Genomic DNA, 17635 nt, shown 5'->3' with positions numbered 1-17635 from the left:
GCGATAGAAGCCAGCCCGCAGCAGTGGCCTGTTGGGCCATCTATCCCATCCTTTCTGCAATATACACCCCGTAACCGACATAGGACTTGTACGTTACGTAGAGGTCAATTTCGTGCTGCTCTGCGGTCACTATTTCGCGTGCCTCTATGTTGTTCCCGTGTCGATTCAGAAAGTCCTCGAACCTGGCCTGCATGGGTCGGTAATACTCCTCCACCCAGCAATGTTCTGGTAACACGAAGTACCCGACAGGTGACAATCCATGCTTTTCCAGAACCCTGATCTTAGCCGAAGCGACATCGATTTCGGGATATTCGCTGTCCCAGTGTTTCTGGAGCTCCGCTGGTCTGGAGTCCGTGAGCCACGTGATCTCGGATACAACCAATAGGCCACCCGGTTTCAGGAAGCGTCGCCACGCCGCTACGCCTTTTTCAAATCCAACGTTATAGATGGCGCCCTCGGACCAGATGACATCCAATTCCTCGTCGGCGAAAGGCAGATCGTCCATGGACCGGGCAAGGGGCGATATCCTGTTTGCCACGCCTGCGCTTTCGGCCCTTTGTTCAAGCACGTCCAGAAAATCCTGAAGGAAGTCGACTGCCGTGATCCGGGCGTTCAAGAGCCGGGCCAGCAGGATGGTGGATGCCCCCGTACCGCAGCCAATATCCGCAATCTTCAGCGGTGCCGCCCGATCGATCCTGGCCAGATTTAGAGCAAGTTCTGTCTCGGCATCCCCGCCCGGTCCCTGGCGGCGTCCTTCCCTGTGCAGGTCAATCAGGAGTTTGTAATCATCCACAGTCTTATCCTTCTTTCATTTGCCGGCCGACACCCGTGACTTCCTGCGCCGTTATTGGGCCACACACAAAAATCCCGTGCTGGTCTTCCCACCCATGGGCAATGGGCAAATCAAAGGGCCTGTCTCCATCTCCCCCCTGTCCAAAAAAGGGGTCCAAGGTGCGTTTTTGAATTTTTCGAGGAAAACCTTGTTAGGTCATTTCTTGCTGTATTTGGTAAATTTTCGTTGAATAGTTAACCTATTTTGTTTTTAGTGATTTCGCCAAATCCTTGCCTAACATAAATGCTTTTTCAAGTGATTTAGTATCCTCCTTAACCTTTCCCCTATCGAAAATCCTGAATATTGCTTGCTCCCCAATTACTTGATATCCGAGCGCTTCAATTGGGAGTCGCATAGCTTCGAGGGTAAACCCCATATCTTTCATGCTTTCCTGTTCGCAAACTGCGAGTAGGATCGCTTTCCGACCTTGATTGCTCAACTGGCTTGACCAGGTCCTGGGGCGTGAATTTTCAAAATTGTAAAAGCAGTAGAGCCGGTCGATAAATGCCTTCATCCATGAAGTAATGTTATAGTTGTGGGTAGGGGAAACAAGAACAAGACCTTTCGAAGTAATGATTTGGCGGTAGATTAATGACATCCCATCAATAAGTCCGGTGCAAATTTTATCTTTTCTGCACTTCTCACAACCGATGCAACCTTGAAAATGAATATCTCTCAATTGAATTGAACCGCATTCCAGATTTTCCTGGCTGACGCCTTTGAGCACTTGCCTCAATAAAACATCTGAATTTCCGTTTTTTCTGGGACTCCCGGCAACTCCCAACACTCTATTCTCTGGAAGTAGGTTTTCAATATTTGCTTTGATTATTGAACTCAGCATTTTCAGGGGTTGTCAGCTTGCTTTGCTAACGCTCCGCGTCTGTGGCGAGCCAAGCGAGTCCGACAGCACGCGGTTGTTGGGGGCAAGCCCTTTAATTTTTGTGTATTTTACGCACTTGACAACTGTCACGTGATTGTTTACAGTAGCCTATGATTAAAACATTTGCCGATAAAGAAACTCAAAAATTATTTGTTTCTGGCAAATCAAAACGCTTACCGTCCGATTTATTGAGGAGGGCAATAAGGCGTTTAGAATTTATCCATTTTGCAAATGACATGAATGACCTTTTGGTGCCACCCAGTAACAGGCTCCATGCTCTAAAAGGCGACAGGAGAGGGCAACATTCAATATCGATAAATGACCAGTGGCGAGTATGTTTCCGCTTCATCGAAGGCGATGCCTACGATGTTGAGATTACCGATTACCATTAAGGATAAAACAATGGCTATACCCAATACGGCAAAGCGTGAAATCAGGCCGACCCATCCCGGTGAAATGCTTAGAGAGGATTTCATGCCGGATTATGACCTAAACACGACTTCCATGGCAAACGCATTAGGCGTATCACGCCAAACAATTAATGAAATTTTAAGAGAACGCCGTGCTATCAGTCCGGCTATGGCGCTAAGATTGTCTCGTCTTTTTAGCAATTCACCTGAATTCTGGCTGAATGTCCAGCATTCTTGGGACCTTTGGGATTCGGAACAGCGCTACAGTAAAGAATTGTCTCAAATCCATCCTTTGAATGCCGCTTGATCTATCAGGCACCTGATTCCAGTAGCCCCAACAGGCCGGCTGTGTGGCGCCCGCGTAGAGAATTTTGGTTTAGTACACTTCAGCGGCCCGGGGTCCGCCATGAGACGGTGGTAATGAATTTGCATTACTACATGACAGATTCATATTCCAATTATATTTTCTCCACGGGCTATCGGGTTTATCCCAACCTAAGGCCCTCCATGCCTTATGACCTGGCATATTTGATCCAACAGTTTGTTTCCATGACCAATAAGCACGCCCATGCAAGTAATTATCGGCCATTCCACCCCAAGAAGTAAAGCTATTTTGCAATTCAATAGCTTTAGGCATAATGAATTCCCAAGCTTCTTCTTCGGATAAATAACCAGCTACGAATCCCCATCCACACAATGCTATGTATCTGCAGTAATCCCATGCTATAACGCTTTTCTCGCCGTATGCTTTAAACCCCCAATAGGCCTCGTATAATCGCTGATGGATTTGCTTATCGCTCTTATATTTATTTAGAACATCAATGACTTCATTTTGAGACAGTTCATTCAACGCCTTGCCTTCATTATACATGCGCTTCCTATGACCAGATTCGTCAAGCCAATTTAGTGTTTCTATAAGCGTTTCTCTTTTTTCGATGCCCCACCATTCTTTCAGCAGCTTTTCTATTACCCTGATCTTGTTTTCTTCGGTTTTCTCGCAGCCCCCTAATAAATCATGACGATCATCATTCATTTCGGTAATGATGCCGATTGCAGCTAAAGCCCACATTTTTTGATTATGCGTATATTCACAAACAGTTGTTTCTTTTGTAGACCTTTCAACTCCTGCGCAGCTCAATATTAGGCCAATAATTGTAATTAAAATTACCTTTCTATTCACAAATGATTTCCTTATCATAACCCAAGCTTCAGCGGGAGCGGGCGCTTTTTGGCCGCGATCCGCCGAAAGCCAAAGTTCGCATTTACTTTCCGTTATCTGAGTTTTTCAAGGGCAATACCTGCTTCAGGAGCCAGCTTTATGAAGCCAGCCAAAGTTTCGCAGACATACTCTTCACATGCCGCACAATGTTCAATACCTTTAGAAGTGCAGCATTTGCGGATATCACAATTGTTACAATGAAAAAACTTCAACCCGGTTGCTTTGCAGCCATCACAATGAATTTGCTCAGACCTAATTTCATGCCTATACATCAGAGACCATTTTTGAGCTGTTTCTTTTCTTTTTGCCTCATTATCCTCTTTGGTCGCAAGATATGCGTCACATTTTGAACAGTTTAAGCCACAATATGCAATCATGATGTGTCCTTTTTTAGTGTATGAGAACGCCCTGGCTGAGCCGCGGCTGCGAAGCAGCCGCCGGCTCCAGCCAGATGTTAGCCTCTTGTTCTGCCTGCTTTTCGCAGGGTTACCAGGACCTTCCAGCGCCGTTGCCGGTGCCGATAGAACAGCTGGGCGAACAACCATATGACCGGCGTGAGCAGCCCTGCCTGGATTTCAATCTCATCTGCATAGGTCACGACACCCGGCGCCGTCTCTCGAAACGAGATGGTGTGATTCCACACCCGCGCCAGCAAGCCGCTCTCCCGACTCTCGATAGTATTCGTGGCATTGTCGAGCTTCACCAACCGAATGGTATGCCGCCCCAGCGGGATTACTTTCAAGAAATACAGCTTCAACGGGTACACCGGCCCGACCTGCCACTCCCCAGCGAGGACGCCTTTCTCAGTGGGCAGGAAGCTCAGGATGGGTGAGGCGACGAACTGAAGCGACCTCGGCTCAATGAGCTTCTGCCAGAGTTCGTCTTCCGAGCACTCGAAACGGGTGGAAATGCGAGCGATCATCGTGTTTCCGCTAATTTCTGGCTAACTTTAATATTAGTTGCGTTGATCGTTTTTGATGAATTCCATGTGATCCACTGAATTATACGCCATGCTACATCCCGAAGCCCTTGTTCGGAAAAAAGAGTTGAAACAAAAGGTAACATCAGATAACCATAAGAAAATTTCATCCTGCCGTTTAATGGAACGGTTTCTGAACCGTGTTTGGCTCGTCCCTTCAAATGAAATCGTAAATATCCACTGTATAGTGGACCGATTGAATATGTAAAATCTGATATCGTAACGATGAATCGATTCAAAGACTTTTTAGCAAAAAACAGGGCGGTTGCGCCGCATGTGGCGCCCTTCTATCTTAAATGGGGTTTGGATTGTTACCATTTTTGCCGACAACCAGTTGGCCAGCCTATCGATCAAGATGCGATTCTTGGATATTTGAAGCAAATATCTTCCATTCACCAGGACTGGCAGGTGAGCCAAGCTAAAAAAGCGATCAATCTGTATCACTATTTCCTGAGCAAGCCTGCCAAGTCGGATGCGCCACGTTCGATGCCGGCTGGTCGGGAATGGCAGCAGGCCATCGATCAAATGGTCAGAGCCATGCGGTTCAAGCATCTGTCCTATAGAACCGAACAAACCTAACTCACCTGGATGCGTGCTTTCTATTCGTTTCTGAATGGTACATCACCCTGGCAACTGGATTCCGGAAGTGTGATTAACTTCCTATCCTATCTTGCTGTTGAGCGCAAGGTTGCAAAGAGCACTCAAAATCAAGCTTTCAATGCTATCCTGTTCTTTTTCCGCAGGGTATTAAATCAGGATATCGGACACTTGTGGCTGTCGGTGCGCGCCCGACCGAAACAGCGGCTGCCCGTGGTGCTGACGCCCGAGGAAGTTCAGTTGATTTTCAACAACATGAGAGGCCTCCACCTATTGATGATCCGGCTTATCTATGCTGGCGGACTGCGCCTCAACGAAGCCGTGCGGCTCAGGGTAAAGGACCTGGATTTTAATCGCGGCTGTGTCACACTGCGGGCGGCCAAGGGCGATAAGGATCACGAGACGCTTTTTCCTGATTGGAAAGAGTGCCTTCGGACGCCTGACCCGGCGCTTTTTCTTCATGTAAATCCGGCGACCGGGCGTGATGCGCTCGATTGGGGCGAGCTATTTTACTCCCGATCCAGCACTTCCCGGATCAGTACCGACAATCTTTCCATGGTCAGCGGCTTGAGGGCGAAGGCTCGGATGCCCATGGCCAGGGCCTTTTCTTCGGTCATGTTGTCGCTGTAGCCAGTGCACAGGATGATGGGCAGGTCGGGTCTCAGTTCGAGCAGGGCCCGGGCCAGGTGGTCGCCGGTCATTTCGGGCATGATCATGTCGGTGACCACCAGGTCGAAGGCGTCGGGGCTCTGGCGGAAGCTCGCCAGGGCCTCGGCGCCGCTGTTGCAGGTATCGACCTTGTAGCCCAGCAGGCCCAGCATGTGACGGAACATGTCGGTCTGGAACACTTCGTCATCCACGAAGAGAATGCGCTCCTTGCCCGTGGGCAGCTTGCCGGCGGTGGGGTAGGAGACGGCCGGCTGTTTTCCTTCGACGACCGGGAAGTAGAGGTCGAAGCGAGCGCCCTTGTTTGGTGCGCTCTCCACCGTGATCGCACCGTGCAGCGCGGCCACGATGCCGTGAACCACGGACAGCCCCATGCCGGTGCCCTCGCCCTTGGGTTTGGTGGTGAAGAAGGGGTCGAAGATGCGGTCGAGGTGTTCGGGGGCGATGCCCGAGCCGGTGTCCTGGACCGTGAGGCGCAGGTAGGGGCCGGGGTTGATGTCGGCGTGCCGCCGGGCAAAGTCGTCATCCACCATGGTATCTTCCAGGGTCACGGCGAGTTTGCCGCCGTTGGCGCGCATGGCGTAGCCGGCGTTGGCGCACAGGTTCATCATCACCTGGTGGATCTGGACCGGATCGGCCATGATCGAGGCGTCGCTCTTGATCTGCTGGACGATTTCTATGGTGACCGGCAGGGTGGCGCGCACCAGTTTGAGCACCTCCTTGACGATGGTCTTGATCTGGATCGGGGAGGGCTCCATGTCGCTGCGGCGGCTGAAGGTGAGGATCTGTTTGACCAGTTGGCTGGCCCGGTCGCCGGCCTCGAGCACCCGGTTCAGATGGCCGTGCGCTTCGCTGTCCGGGGGGGTGTCGGTGAAGACGAGTTGGGTGTAGCCGATGATGGCCGCCAGGATGTTGTTGAAATCGTGGGCGATGCCGCCGGCCAGGGTGCCCAGGGCCTCCATTTTCTGGGCCTGCAGGAGCTGGCGTTCGAGCAGTTGGCGCCGCTGATCGGCCTCGGTGCGCTCGGTGATGTCGGCCATGATGCCCACCATGCCGGCCACCTGGCCTTCGATATTGTGAAAGGTGGCCTTGTAGATCATGAAGTCGCGGGTCCGGCCGTCGGCCAGGGTGAGGCGCTCCTCCTGGGTCCGGATGCCGGGGGAGGAGATGAGCAGCATGTCCTGGCCATGAAAGTCGGCGGCCCGCTTCTTGAAATTGATGCCGTCCAGATCCACGAGCCGCCGGCCGAGAATCGCCTCCTTGGGCAGCCCGATGGTCTGGGCATAGGCGATGTTGCAGCCGAGAAACGCGCCCTGCTCATCCTTGTAAAAGACGGGGTTGGGGATGGTGTCGATGAGGGTGTTGAGAAAGGCGATGTTGTCCAGGAGGGCCTTTTCGGCCTTGGTGCGGTGGGTGATGTCCGAGAGGATCATGGTCAGGCCGATCACCTGGCCGTTGGCGTCCCGTTTGTAGCGCCAGTCCACCTGCACATCGATGCGGCGGCCGTCCTTGGTGCGGTCCCGGCCGAGCCAGGGGCTCGGACGCGGCTGCCGGGCGATCAGTTGGGCCAGGTGCGCCTTGAGACGCCGGCGCTCTTCCTCCTCGGCGGTCAGATCGAACATGGACCGGCCGATCAGTTCCTCTTCGCTGTAGCCGTAGAGTTTGCCGTGGGCAGGATTGACGAAGGTGATGATGCCCCCGGGATCGATTTCCCGGATGCCGTGGGGGATGGTCTCCACGAGGGTGCGATAGCGCGATTCGCTCATGCCCAGGGCCGTGTGCGACGCGATGAGGGCGCGGGTGCGTTCGTCGACCCGCTTCTCCAGGTCCTGGCTGGCCTCGGCAAGGGCCCGGTCCGTTTCCCGGTGGGCGAGCATGGTCCGGCCGGCCTGGTAGAGCACCACCCCGGCGATGGTCAGCAGGCCGGCGGCGATGAAGATCATGGTGAGATTGCTGCGTCGTTGCAGCAGCGAGAGCTGGGCCTGGGCCTCGGTGACGTCGTAGTAAATCTCGAAGGCGCCCATGAAGGTGCCGTCGAGGATCATGGGCACGTAGATCTCCACCATGTCCACGGCGGCCTTTTCTTCTTCCAGCGTGGCATGCCCGGCGCTGACCAGGTGGGAATGGATCCGGCCCCGGGCCACCTTTTCGGTGAAGAAGGGGTGGCGATTGACCGTGCCCACTTCCGCCGGATCGGTGGAGAACAGGACCAGGCCTTCGGAGTCGAACAGCTTGAGCTTGCGCAGCTGAAAGTCGGCCTTCAGTTCCGCCACGGCGGCCTGCATGTCGGATTGATGAATCGCCTCGTTCAGGGGCAGCGTGCCGATCTTCAGCTTGCGCATCAGGTGGAGGGCTGTGCGGTGGGCCTCGTCTTCGCTCCTGAGGGTGAGCAGGTCCCGGTAGGCGGGGGTCAGGTAGAGCCAGCTGTACAGGGGAAAGAGCAGTGCCACGAAGAGGAAGGCCAGCAGCAGGTTGCGCAGAAAGGGCACGCCGAGGATGAAGTGTCCGATCTGGGCGGGCGTGAATTTTTCGTGGCCGGTGGTTTTGTATTCGATGCTCGGCATGGCAGCGCCTTTCGAAACGGGTGCCAATACAGGGGTCGGTTTCCACCATACTATTCCAGCGGTTTCGAATCAATGTTTGAAGGCAGGGTCTGAAGGCAGGGTCTGGAGGTGGGGTTTCAAGGCCGGAGTTGAGTCGGAACAGGCTACCGGTCGAGCAGATGGTTCAGGGTGCGGGTGATCTCTTCGGCGGATGCCGGTTTGGCCAGAAATTCGTCGGCCTCCGCGTAGGTGCCGCGATCCCGGGAAAAGCGGGTGGATGTGACCGGCGAGGTTTCGGCGGTAAGCATCATGATGGGGATGTGGCAGTAAGCCTTGTCGTTTTTCAGTGTCCTGCAGACGACTAGGCCGTCGAGTTCCGGCATGACCACGTCGAGCACGATGGCATCCGGCGGGTTGGCCTTGACTTTCTGCAGGCACTCGCGCCCGTCGTAGGCCACCTCCACTTCGAACCCGGCCCTTTCCAGGATGCGCTGGACCAGGGCGCAATGGTCGGGCTCGTCATCCACCACCAATATCCTTTTTTTCACGTTCATGGGGTATATCCACGCTTGGACGGAACCATGGTTGGCCCGGCGGCCGGTCCGTCCGTCGTGAGACGGCACCGTATAAAGCCCAATACCTGCGTTGCGCTCATCTCGTGGCGTGTGCGGCGCACGGCCGGTACGCCGCAGGGCACGGAATGTCGCGCGCCTTGATCTTGAACTTTCTACGGCGCCGTCCGGCAATCAATTTTTCAGGCACCCATCGATGTAGACACCACAACATGCGGCCGCGGGGGACGAGGCCGGGTTCACGGGATGTGCTGGTTTACGATGCTAATCGACCTTGGGTCTGGGCAGCATGCCGGCCCGTTCGGCGATTTCGGGGACCTTGTGTTCCCACTCGATGGCCATGAAATGCACGCCGGCCACGCCCTCCATCTCCTTGAACTCCTCGATCTGCTCGATGGCGAACTTGATGCCCTCTTCGGCCATCTTGCCCTTGCCGGCGCCTTCCAGGCGCTTGATCAGCTCGGCCGGCACATCCATGCCGGGCACGAACTTGGCCATGTACTTGGCCATACCGGCGCTCTTCATGGGTGTGACGCCGGCCAGGATGTAGGCGCGCTCGGCCAGGCCCATGTCCACCGCCCGTTTCATGAATTCGCGGAAACGCGGCATGTTGTAGATGCACTGGGTCTGGATGAAATCGGCGCCCGCGTCGATCTTGTTGGCCAGCCGGTAGACGCGGAAGTCGGTGGGTTCGGCAAACGGGTTGCTGGCGGCCCCGATGAACATCCGGGGCGGCTCGTCGATATCCTCGCCGTTGAGGAATTTACCTTCGTCGCGCATCTGCTTGACCAGGGCGATGAGCTGCATGCTGTCCAGGTCGTAGACGTTTTTCGCCTCGGGATGGTTGCCGAACTTCTGGTGGTCGCCGGAGAGGCAGAGCATGTTGCGGATGCCCAGGGCATATGCGCCCAGGATGTCGCTTTGCATGGCGATGCGGTTGCGGTCGCGGCACACCATCTGAAAATTGGGTTCCAGGCCGGCCTGGACCATCAGGGCGCTGGCCGCCTTGCTGGACATGCGTACCACGGCGGTCTGGTTGTCGGTGACGTTGATGGCATCGACCACACCGCGCAAGGGCGACATCTTTTCGTTCAAATGCTTCAGGTTGGCGCCCTTGGGAGGGCCGCATTCACCGGTAAAGGCGAAGTGGCCGGCCTTGAGCACTTTCTCCAGGTTGCTTCCGGATTTAAAGCCGTTGTCGCTCATTTTACCAACTCCTCCCTTACGCTTTTGCGCGGGCCGCCGTCACGGGCCGTGCGCCAATCCTTGGCCGCCCAGTACTTGCGCAGATCGTCGAGGCGTCCCTGTTCGATTTTCTTGCGCACGATCAGGTCCCAGATGCAGTCGATGTCTTTGGAGACTTCGCACTTTCCGTGGTTGCTTCCCCCGCAGGGGCCGTGCTGCAGGCTCTTGGAACAGCGTGCGATGGGGCACATGCCGTCGAACCAGTGGGTGATGCAATTGCCGCACCCGGCGCAGCGCTCTTCCCAGATGCCGTGTTGGGTGGCACCGCCCATGAAGGTGGTGTTTACGGTGGGGAAGAAACGCTGGCTGGGGAACGCTTCGGAGAGAAACTGGGGGCCTACCCCACAGGCCATGGAGAGCACCGCCTCGAATTGATCGCAATTGTCGCGCAGCTGCTCCACATACTCGGGGTCGCATTGGCGTTCGAGCACGCGCTCTTCGATCTGGACGGGCCGTCCCGCGGCCTTGCGCGCGATCCGCAGCGTGGAGGCCAGGATCTGGACCTCCTTCAGCCCGCCGACGTTGCACACCGTCACGCATCCTTTGCAGCCGACCAACATAATTTTGTTGTACGGCTCGATCATTGCCTGGAGCTCCTCCAGGGGTTTTCGGTCAGCAACTATCATGATTCACCTCGTTTTGCCGGTTTGCCTTTTCGTTTACTCAAGGCATTGGTACTGCCGCACGGGCGGGGACAAACCCAGCCCTTACGATGTCCATTATATAAATGAGCCGCACCTGCCCGATCGATCTCTTCCTTCACTTCAAACTTAAACACTTAACGTTTTACACTTTTTCCACACACGGATTGAGCGGACTCGGTCCAAGCGTTTTGGCCCTTTCGGTCATTTCGGTTGCGATTTCGGCAAACCGCGGACCCTGGGCCGAGGAGAGATTGAACATCTCCACGCGTCCCTCGTCCATGTTGAGTTGTTTCAAGGTTCGTTTCACATATTCGACTTTGCGGCGGGCTTTGAGATTTCCTTCCAGGAAATGACATTCACCCTCCATTCACCCGGCCACATAGACGGCGTCGGCACCGTCCTCGATGGCCCGCAGCAGGTGCAGAATATCCACGCGGCCGGTGCAGGGCACCTGGATCACTTTGACGTTGGACGGATAGTTGAGCCGCATGGAACCCGCCAGATCGCCGGCTGCGTAGGCGCAGTACTTGCAGCAGTAGGCGACAATTTGTGGCTCGTAGGTTGTACTCATAGCCTCTTCCTTTCCCTTGTTGGTGATGAGTGGCCCATGGACCATCCATGCCCATGGGGTATTTTCGCCTTGTCATTCATTACTACCGCGCGAGGCATTCGGCAAACAGGGCATCGGTTTTGGCGATCAACTGCTGATCGGTAAAGTGTTTCAGCGTGATGGCCTTGCCCGGGCATTCGGAGACGCACATGCCGCAGCCCTGACATCCGGCCGCATCGATGACCGCATAGCCCTCCTTGCCGATATATGGCACATGGTAGGGACAGGTGCGCACGCAGGTCAGGCAGACCGCGCAGCGGTCGGGGTCGACCACGGCAATGACGCCGCCCACCCAGATGTGGTCCTTGCTCAGGATGGTGGAGGCACGCGACACGGCGGCCTGGGCCTGGGCGATGGTTTCATCGATGGATTTGGGATAGTGAGCCAGGCCGGCCATGAAGATGCCTTCCGATGAAAAGTCCACCGGTCGCAGCTTGGCATGGGCTTCGACCAGGAACCCCTCGGCATTGGCGGTCACCTTGAACAGTTCGAAGACGTCCTTGTTGGCGTTGGGCAGAACGGCCGTGGCCAGAATGAGCAGATCCGGGTTGAGCTCGATGGGCCGGCCCAGGATGTGATCTTTGACGGTGACGCTCAAGGTGTTGCAGTCCACCCTCACCTGGGGTGCCGCTTCCAGATCGAAGCGGATGAAGATCACGCCCTTTTCACGGGCCTTGCGGTACAGATCCTCGCGGAAGCCGTAGGTGCGCACGTCGCGGTAGAGGATGAAGACATTCATCTCCGGTTTCTGTTCTTTGAGGGCGATGGCCGATTTGACGCTGTGGGTGCAGCAGATGCGGCTGCACGAAGGCCGCTCGGGGGTGCGTGATCCCACGCACTGGATGAATACGGCGCTCTCGGCGGCGCCGATGCGCGCGTCGCCGGCGGTCATGGCCTCGTCCATCTCCTTGTGGGTCAGGATATCGGGATGCTGGCCGTACATGTACTCGGTAGGCGTATACTCCTTGCCGCCGGTGGCCAGAACGGTCACCCCGTGATCGATGGCCACCGTGGTCATGCGGTCGCCGGCCACGGCGATGGTCGAGTTGAAATTTCCGAGGATGCCCGTGGTTTCGATCACCTCGCTGTTCAGGAAGAGGCGGATCTTGTCGTGGCGGGTCACCCGATCGATTAGTGCCTCCAGATAGGGTTTGACGGGTTCACCCTGCCAGGTAGCCCGCAGCCACAGGGCATTGCCTCCCAGCCGGTCGGAACGCTCCACCAGGTAGGTCTGGAACCCCTGGTCCGCGAACCCCAGGGCCGCTTCCATGCCGGCCACGCCGCCGCCGATCACCAGTCCGGCTTGCTGCACATCCAGGCTGACCTGGTGCAGGGGCTCCACGTAGGCGGCCTTGGCCACGGCCATGCGCACCAGGTCCTTGGCCTTTTCCGTGGCCTTCTGGGGGTTGTTCATGTGGACCCAGGTGTTCTGGTCGCGGATGTTGGCCATCTCGAACAGGTATTTGTTCAGCCCGGCCTCGCGGATGGTCTCCTGGAACAGGGGTTCGTGGGTGCGCGGCGAGCACGAGGCCACCACCACGCGGTTGATGCCCAGCTCTTTGATCACCTCTTTCATCTTGTCCTGGGTATCCTGGGAGCAGGTGAACAGGTTGTCCTCCACGTGCACCACGTGGGGCAGGGTTTTGGCATATTCGCGCACAGCCGGCACGTCGGCCACGCCGCCGATGTTGATACCACAGTTGCAGACGAAGACGCCGACGCGCGGCGCCTGTTCGCTCACGTCCAGCTCGGGCGGCAGCTGTTTGGCGCGGATGAGCGTGCCACGCGCCTCGGCCAGATTTTTGGCCGCCGCGGCCGCCGCGGCCGAGGCTTCCATGACCGACTGGGGAATGTCCTTGGGGCCTTGGAAGACGCCGCACACAAAGATGCCTTCCCGGTTGGTGGCCACCGGCGCCAGGTCTTTGGTCTTGGCGAACTTGTGGCCGTTGAGCTCGACGCCCAGGGTACCGGCCAGGCGGATGGCATCCTCGTTGGGCGCCAGGCCCACGGAGAGCACCACCATATCGAAGAGCTCTTCGATCAGTTCACCCTCTTCGTTTACGTAGCGCAGGCGCAGGTTGTCGCCCTCCACCGGGTCGATGGTGTGCACCCTGGAGCGTACGAAGCGCACCCCCTTTTCATCCTTGCAGCGCATGTAGTAGCGTTCGAAATCCTTGCCATAGGTGCGCATGTCCATGAAGAAAATGGCCGTATCCAGATCCTTGTCGCTGTGCTCCTTGGCGATGACGGTCTGCTTGGCCGCGTACATGCAGCACACGGCCGAACAGTAGCTGTGGTCGCACTTGTTGATGTCGCGTGAGCCGATACACTGCAGCCAGGCGATCTTTTCCGGCTCCTTGTGGTCCGAGGGCCGCATCAGGTGGCCCTGAAAGGGGCCCGAGGCCGACAGGATGCGCTCGAACTCCAGGGCCGTGACCACGTTGGGGTGATTGGCATAGCTGTAGTACTCGTGCTTGCTGGGATCGTAGGGGGTGAAGCCCGGGGCCAGGATGATCGACCCCACCTCCACCTCGGTGCGCTTGGGCAGCATGTTGTGGTTGACCGCCTTGGCCAGACAGGCCTCAACGCACTGGTAGCATTCGGAACAGATGCCGCACTTGAGGCAGCGCTCGGCTTCGAGCTTGGCCTCTTCTTCATCGTACCCGAACGAGACCTCCATGAAGTTGCACTCCCGCGCCGCCGGATCGAGGCAGCGCACCGGCACGCGCGCCTTCTTCTCTTCGTAGGCGGTTTCGGGTTTGACGAACTCCCACGTCTTCTCGCGGCCCTCTTTCAGGTCCAGGCCGTTGACGTAGCGATGGATGCTCTCGGCCGCCTCCTTGCCGCAGGCCACGGCCTCGACCACCGACTTGGGGCCGTAGAAGGCGTCGCCGCCGGCAAAGACCCACTCCATAGGGGTCTGCAGGGTGAGGCGATCGGCCTCCAGGCCGCCGGGGCGCGATAGGACCACGCCCTGCTCCTTGAGGCCGGTGGTATCGGTGCTCTGGCCGATGGCGATAATCACCGTGTCGCCGAAGAACGGCTGGCAGGCATTGTCGTCGTACTGGGGGTTGAAGCGGCGGTTTTCGTCGAACACCGCCGTGCAGGTCTTGAATTCGATACCCGAAACCTTTTTATTCTTATCGATGAAAAAGTTTTTGGGACCGAAGCTGTTGACGATCTCGATTTCGCTCTCCAGGGCCTCCTGGATTTCGTGCTCCCAGGCCGGCATCTCCTCGCGCTTTTCGAGGCAGATCAGAGTGACTTTTTTAGCTCCCTTGCGCTTGGCGGTCAGGGCCACGTCGATGGCCACATTGCCACCGCCCACCACGATCACCTCCTCGCCGATGTTGACCTCCTTGCCCATGGCCGCGTCGCGCAGGAAATCCACGCCCTGGAGCACGCCCGCGGCGTCTTCGTTCTCCACGCCCAGCCTGCGGCCGCCGTGCAGCCCGATGGCCATGAAGCACGCCTTGAAGCCCTCTTTTTTAAGGCTGTCGAAGGTGACGTCCTGGCCGAAGGCAACGCCGCACTTGATCTCCACACCCATCTGGCGGATCGTGTCGATTTCGGCCGCCAGGATGTCCCGCGGCAGGCGGTACTCGGGAATACCCACGCGCATCATGCCGCCCGGCTCGGGCAGCTTCTCAAAGATGGTCACCGGATAGCCCTTGAGGGTCAGGTAGTAGGCCGCGGTGAGGCCGGCCGGGCCCGAGCCGATCACGGCGATCTTTTCACCGCGCTTCTCTTCCTTGATTTCGGGGACGTAGGTTTCGCCGCTGCTGCGCTCGTAGTCGGCCAGGAAGCGGTGCAGTTCGCGGATGGCCAGCGGCTGGTCTACGTCGTTGCGGGTGCACTGGCCCTCGCAGGGATGGTGGCAGACTCGGCCGCACACGCCGGGAAAGGGGTGATCCTGCTTGAAGAGCTTAAGGGCCTCCTTGTAGCGGCCGTCATTGATCAGGGCGATGTAGCCCTGGATGCTCACGTGGGCCGGACAGGTGGCCTTGCAGGGCGCGGTACCGCGCTTGTCGATGGCATAGGCGCTGGGCATGCCCTGGGGGTAGAGCTTGAAGGCCGCCTTGCGCTCCCGCAGCCCCTCGTCGAAGGTGTTGGGCACGTCGATGGGGCACACCTTGGCGCACTCGCCGCAGGCCGTGCATTTGTCCAGTTCGATGTAACGCGGCCGCTGCAGCAGGGTGACCTTGAAGTTGCCGGCCTCGCCTTCGACCTTCTCCACCTCGGTGGTGGTGAACAGGTCGATGTTCAAGTGGCGGCCCGCCTCGACCAGCTTGGGCGAAATCACGCACATGGAGCAGTCGTTGGTGGGAAAGGTCTTGTCGAGCTGCGCCATGACGCCGCCGATGGCGGACTTGCTCTCCACCATCTTGACCAGGTAACCGGAATCGGCCAGATCCAGGGAGGCCTGAATGCCGGCAATGCCGCCGCCGACCACCATGACGGATCCCACCACACTCTTTTTTTCATCGGACGGTTTTTCTGATTGCATCTTTATTCCCCTGTAAGATGTTGTTGGTCTGATCGATACACATGATTCGTCGAAATTCCGCCCGGGGCGGAAGGCAATGACGCTCTGAAGGAAAATGTACCCACTCGATCTATCTGATTGAAATTCTGCAACAGATATGCCAAATTGGGATAAAGCCATCGGTTAAGATGGATTATCAAAAATTACAAGATCTTGATGATATACGGGACTCTCGGCGGAGGCGTTTGATCCAGCAGCCCCGGGGGAAATGGATTGTGCCAAAATGGAGCGCAATGTTCAGTTTATATAAATGAATGAATAGGTTGTAGATAAACATGCCATTTTGGAACAGTCCGTTCCAAAAGCTCCATAATGGCGTAGTGGGCCCAGCCGACCCTTCCATTAATTCAGGTGGCAACATGAGCAATCCGATTATTTTGATCGATGACGACAGCGATTATCTCGAGCTTCTGTCCGGCAAACTGCGCGATCTGGGATACACCGATCTGCATCTGATGGACGACCCGATGGCGGCGGCGGCGGCCTTTGAAAAGGGCGAGCCCTTCGATCTGGCCCTCATCGACATGACCATGCCCGAAATGGACGGCATGGCCCTGCTCGACCACATCAAGAATACCAGTCCGGGCACCGAGTGCATCATGGTCACGGCCATCAACGAGGCGCGCACGGCTGTGGATTGCCTGCGGCGCGGCGCCTACGACTATCTGGTCAAGCCGGTGGCCAGGGATGTGCTGGCGCTCACCCTGCCGCGCGCCCTGGAGCGCAAACGCCTGTTGGATATTCTGGATCTGGAAAAGGGCCAGGCCCATCCCGAACTGGTCAATCCCGTGCCGTTCGAACCCATCATCACCCAATCGCCGGCCATGCGCCGCATCCTCAAGGAGGCGGAACTGCATGCGGCCAGCAGCGTGCCGATTCTCATCACCGGCGAGAGCGGCACCGGCAAGGAGCTGCTGGCCCGGGCGATCCACAATGCCAGCGGCCGGGCTCAATTCCCGTTTACGCCGATCAACATGGCTTCCATATCGGCCAACCTTTTCGAGGCCGAATTTTTCGGCCATACCCGGGGCGCGTTTACCGGGGCTGCTGCGTCACGGACCGGGTTTCTGGAACACACCCACCAGGGGACCTTGTTTTTGGACGAGATCGGCGATCTGCCCCTGGAGCTGCAGGGCAAACTGCTGCGGGTGCTGCAGGAGGGCGAGTTTTCGCGGGTGGGCAGCAGCGAGCGCACCCGTGTGGACCTGCGGTTCATCGCGGCCACCAACGAGGATCTGGACCGCATGATGGCCCGCAAGGCGTTCCGCAAGGACTTGTATTACCGTATCCGCGGCGGCTGGCTGCACCTGCCGCCCTTGCGCGAACGACCTGATGACATCCCCTTGCTGGCCGATGCCTTTCTGGCCAAATACGAGGAGATGCCTACGGGCAAACGTCGACTGACGGCCGCTGCCCTGGAACGGCTCATGGCCTATGCCTGGCCGGGCAACGTGCGGGAGCTCAAATCGATCATCCAATCGGCGGTCAACCTGGCCCAGAACAAACCCATTGACCTGGTGCATCTGCCCGAGCATTTGCGCATGCTGCCCAAACGGCCCAGAATACCGGGTGCCGATGGGGCCGGTCGACACGTGCGGCCACTGGCCGAGGTGGAGAAGGAGCACATCCTGAACGTCTACCAGATGCTGGACCAGAACAAGTCCCAGGCCGCCAGGGCGTTGGGGATCGGGCTCAATACGTTGCGGCGGAAATTGTCTTCTTACGGGATCGAATAGGAAAAAAGTATGAAAGTATGAAGATAGGAAAGTATGAAAGTTGCATTAAAATTTTTGATTTCGAGCTAATTTGCTTATTTCTGGATGCCGGCGTTCGCTGGGATGACGGGAATCGCGAACCTAGGACTTTTTACATCACCATCAAATGTGAATCTT

The 17635-nt window shown here is 57.1% G+C and carries 15 protein-coding genes and 1 pseudogene; 5 read left to right on the top strand and 11 right to left on the bottom strand.

Annotated features, from left to right (window positions below):
* Positions 1–40: 40 nt before the first annotated feature.
* Positions 41–793: a class I SAM-dependent methyltransferase gene (locus DFT_RS24510; RefSeq protein WP_054034387.1), complete on the bottom strand. Its 753-nt coding sequence runs from the start codon at positions 791–793 to the stop codon at positions 41–43.
* Between the two features lie 238 nt (positions 794–1031).
* Positions 1032–1673, bottom strand: a complete 642-nt coding sequence (locus DFT_RS24500) for a flavodoxin family protein (RefSeq protein WP_054034384.1) — start codon at positions 1671–1673, stop codon at positions 1032–1034.
* Positions 1674–1822: 149 nt separating this feature from the next.
* On the opposite strand from DFT_RS24500, the gene DFT_RS25355 reads away from it, so the two are divergent.
* Together DFT_RS25355 and DFT_RS24495 are read left to right on the top strand one after the other, a co-directional pair.
* Complete coding sequence (locus tag DFT_RS25355; protein WP_076750883.1) at positions 1823–2104, top strand: type II toxin-antitoxin system RelE/ParE family toxin; 282 nt, start codon at positions 1823–1825, stop codon at positions 2102–2104.
* A 10-nt stretch (positions 2105–2114) separates the two neighbouring features.
* Positions 2115–2429, top strand: coding sequence for a HigA family addiction module antitoxin (locus DFT_RS24495; RefSeq protein ID WP_054034478.1), 315 nt, complete (start codon positions 2115–2117; stop codon positions 2427–2429).
* Between the two features lie 69 nt (positions 2430–2498).
* On the opposite strand, the gene DFT_RS24490 is transcribed toward DFT_RS24495, so the two are convergent.
* The 3 genes from DFT_RS24490 to DFT_RS26055 all read right to left on the bottom strand — a co-directional run bounded on the left by DFT_RS24490 (position 2499) and on the right by DFT_RS26055 (position 4263).
* The gene (locus tag DFT_RS24490; protein WP_161807246.1) at positions 2499–3302 is read right to left on the bottom strand and encodes a DUF1266 domain-containing protein; all 804 of its coding nucleotides are present in this window, start codon (positions 3300–3302) and stop codon (positions 2499–2501) included.
* 92 nt (positions 3303–3394) lie between these two features.
* Positions 3395–3718, bottom strand: a complete 324-nt coding sequence (locus tag DFT_RS25350) for a DUF3795 domain-containing protein (RefSeq protein WP_076750882.1) — start codon at positions 3716–3718, stop codon at positions 3395–3397.
* 77 nt (positions 3719–3795) lie between these two features.
* Positions 3796–4263 carry an Rv1443c family protein gene (locus tag DFT_RS26055; protein ID WP_054034381.1) on the bottom strand — a complete coding sequence of 156 codons (468 nt, stop codon included), beginning with the start codon at positions 4261–4263 and terminating at the stop codon, positions 3796–3798.
* A 282-nt stretch (positions 4264–4545) separates the two neighbouring features.
* Between DFT_RS26055 and DFT_RS24480 the strand changes: the two genes are divergently transcribed.
* On the top strand, positions 4546–4899 hold the full coding sequence (locus tag DFT_RS24480) for a hypothetical protein (RefSeq protein WP_054034379.1): 354 nt from the start codon (positions 4546–4548) through the stop codon (positions 4897–4899).
* 9 nt (positions 4900–4908) lie between these two features.
* Positions 4909–5316, top strand: a pseudogene (locus tag DFT_RS26900) (phage integrase N-terminal SAM-like domain-containing protein); the annotation flags it as partial.
* 110 nt (positions 5317–5426) lie between these two features.
* On the opposite strand, the gene DFT_RS26895 reads toward DFT_RS26900, so the two are convergent.
* From DFT_RS26895 to DFT_RS24445, 6 genes are all read right to left on the bottom strand, one after another.
* Entirely contained in the window at positions 5427–8147 is a 2721-nt protein-coding gene (locus DFT_RS26895; protein WP_054034375.1) for a hybrid sensor histidine kinase/response regulator, read from the bottom strand.
* Between the two features lie 143 nt (positions 8148–8290).
* Positions 8291–8680 carry a response regulator transcription factor gene (locus DFT_RS24465; protein ID WP_054034373.1) on the bottom strand — a complete coding sequence of 130 codons (390 nt, stop codon included), beginning with the start codon at positions 8678–8680 and terminating at the stop codon, positions 8291–8293.
* Positions 8681–8962: 282 nt separating this feature from the next.
* Positions 8963–9904 (bottom strand): methylenetetrahydrofolate reductase, encoded by a 942-nt coding sequence (locus DFT_RS24460; protein ID WP_054034371.1) that lies wholly within the window; start codon positions 9902–9904, stop codon positions 8963–8965.
* Positions 9901–10569, bottom strand: a complete 669-nt coding sequence (locus DFT_RS24455; RefSeq protein ID WP_054034369.1) for a methylenetetrahydrofolate reductase C-terminal domain-containing protein — start codon at positions 10567–10569, stop codon at positions 9901–9903. Before DFT_RS24455 ends, DFT_RS24460 begins: the two co-directional genes overlap by 4 nt.
* A 160-nt stretch (positions 10570–10729) precedes the next feature.
* Complete coding sequence (locus DFT_RS24450) at positions 10730–11158, bottom strand: hydrogenase iron-sulfur subunit (protein WP_235506322.1); 429 nt, start codon at positions 11156–11158, stop codon at positions 10730–10732.
* Between the two features lie 82 nt (positions 11159–11240).
* Complete coding sequence (locus tag DFT_RS24445) at positions 11241–15704, bottom strand: FAD-dependent oxidoreductase (protein WP_054034367.1); 4464 nt, start codon at positions 15702–15704, stop codon at positions 11241–11243.
* Between the two features lie 398 nt (positions 15705–16102).
* Between DFT_RS24445 and DFT_RS24440 the strand changes: the two genes are divergently transcribed.
* Complete coding sequence (locus tag DFT_RS24440; RefSeq protein ID WP_054034365.1) at positions 16103–17479, top strand: sigma-54-dependent transcriptional regulator; 1377 nt, start codon at positions 16103–16105, stop codon at positions 17477–17479.
* The last annotated feature ends 156 nt before the right edge of the window (positions 17480–17635 follow it).

It is taken from the genome of Desulfatitalea tepidiphila (assembly GCF_001293685.1).
Lineage (GTDB): Bacteria > Desulfobacterota > Desulfobacteria > Desulfobacterales > Desulfosarcinaceae > Desulfatitalea > Desulfatitalea tepidiphila.
Note: the sequence above shows the minus strand (reverse complement) of the source record. Positions and strands in the feature narration are given on the sequence as shown.

Excerpts from the sequence above, each read along its gene's own strand:
- DFT_RS24500 (WP_054034384.1), bottom strand. The coding sequence starts at position 1,673 with ATGCTGAGTTCAATAATCAAAGCAAATATTGAAAACCTACTTCCAGAG.
- DFT_RS25355 (WP_076750883.1), top strand. The coding sequence starts at position 1,823 with ATGATTAAAACATTTGCCGATAAAGAAACTCAAAAATTATTTGTTTCT.
- DFT_RS24495 (WP_054034478.1), top strand. The coding sequence starts at position 2,115 with ATGGCTATACCCAATACGGCAAAGCGTGAAATCAGGCCGACCCATCCC.
- DFT_RS25350 (WP_076750882.1), bottom strand. The coding sequence starts at position 3,718 with ATGATTGCATATTGTGGCTTAAACTGTTCAAAATGTGACGCATATCTT.
- DFT_RS26055 (WP_054034381.1), bottom strand. The coding sequence starts at position 4,263 with ATGATCGCTCGCATTTCCACCCGTTTCGAGTGCTCGGAAGACGAACTC.
- DFT_RS24480 (WP_054034379.1), top strand. The coding sequence starts at position 4,546 with ATGAATCGATTCAAAGACTTTTTAGCAAAAAACAGGGCGGTTGCGCCG.
- DFT_RS26895 (WP_054034375.1), bottom strand. The coding sequence starts at position 8,147 with ATGCCGAGCATCGAATACAAAACCACCGGCCACGAAAAATTCACGCCC.
- DFT_RS24465 (WP_054034373.1), bottom strand. The coding sequence starts at position 8,680 with ATGAACGTGAAAAAAAGGATATTGGTGGTGGATGACGAGCCCGACCAT.
- DFT_RS24460 (WP_054034371.1), bottom strand. The coding sequence starts at position 9,904 with ATGAGCGACAACGGCTTTAAATCCGGAAGCAACCTGGAGAAAGTGCTC.
- DFT_RS24455 (WP_054034369.1), bottom strand. The coding sequence starts at position 10,569 with ATGATAGTTGCTGACCGAAAACCCCTGGAGGAGCTCCAGGCAATGATC.
- DFT_RS24445 (WP_054034367.1), bottom strand. The coding sequence starts at position 15,704 with ATGCAATCAGAAAAACCGTCCGATGAAAAAAAGAGTGTGGTGGGATCC.
- DFT_RS24440 (WP_054034365.1), top strand. The coding sequence starts at position 16,103 with ATGAGCAATCCGATTATTTTGATCGATGACGACAGCGATTATCTCGAG.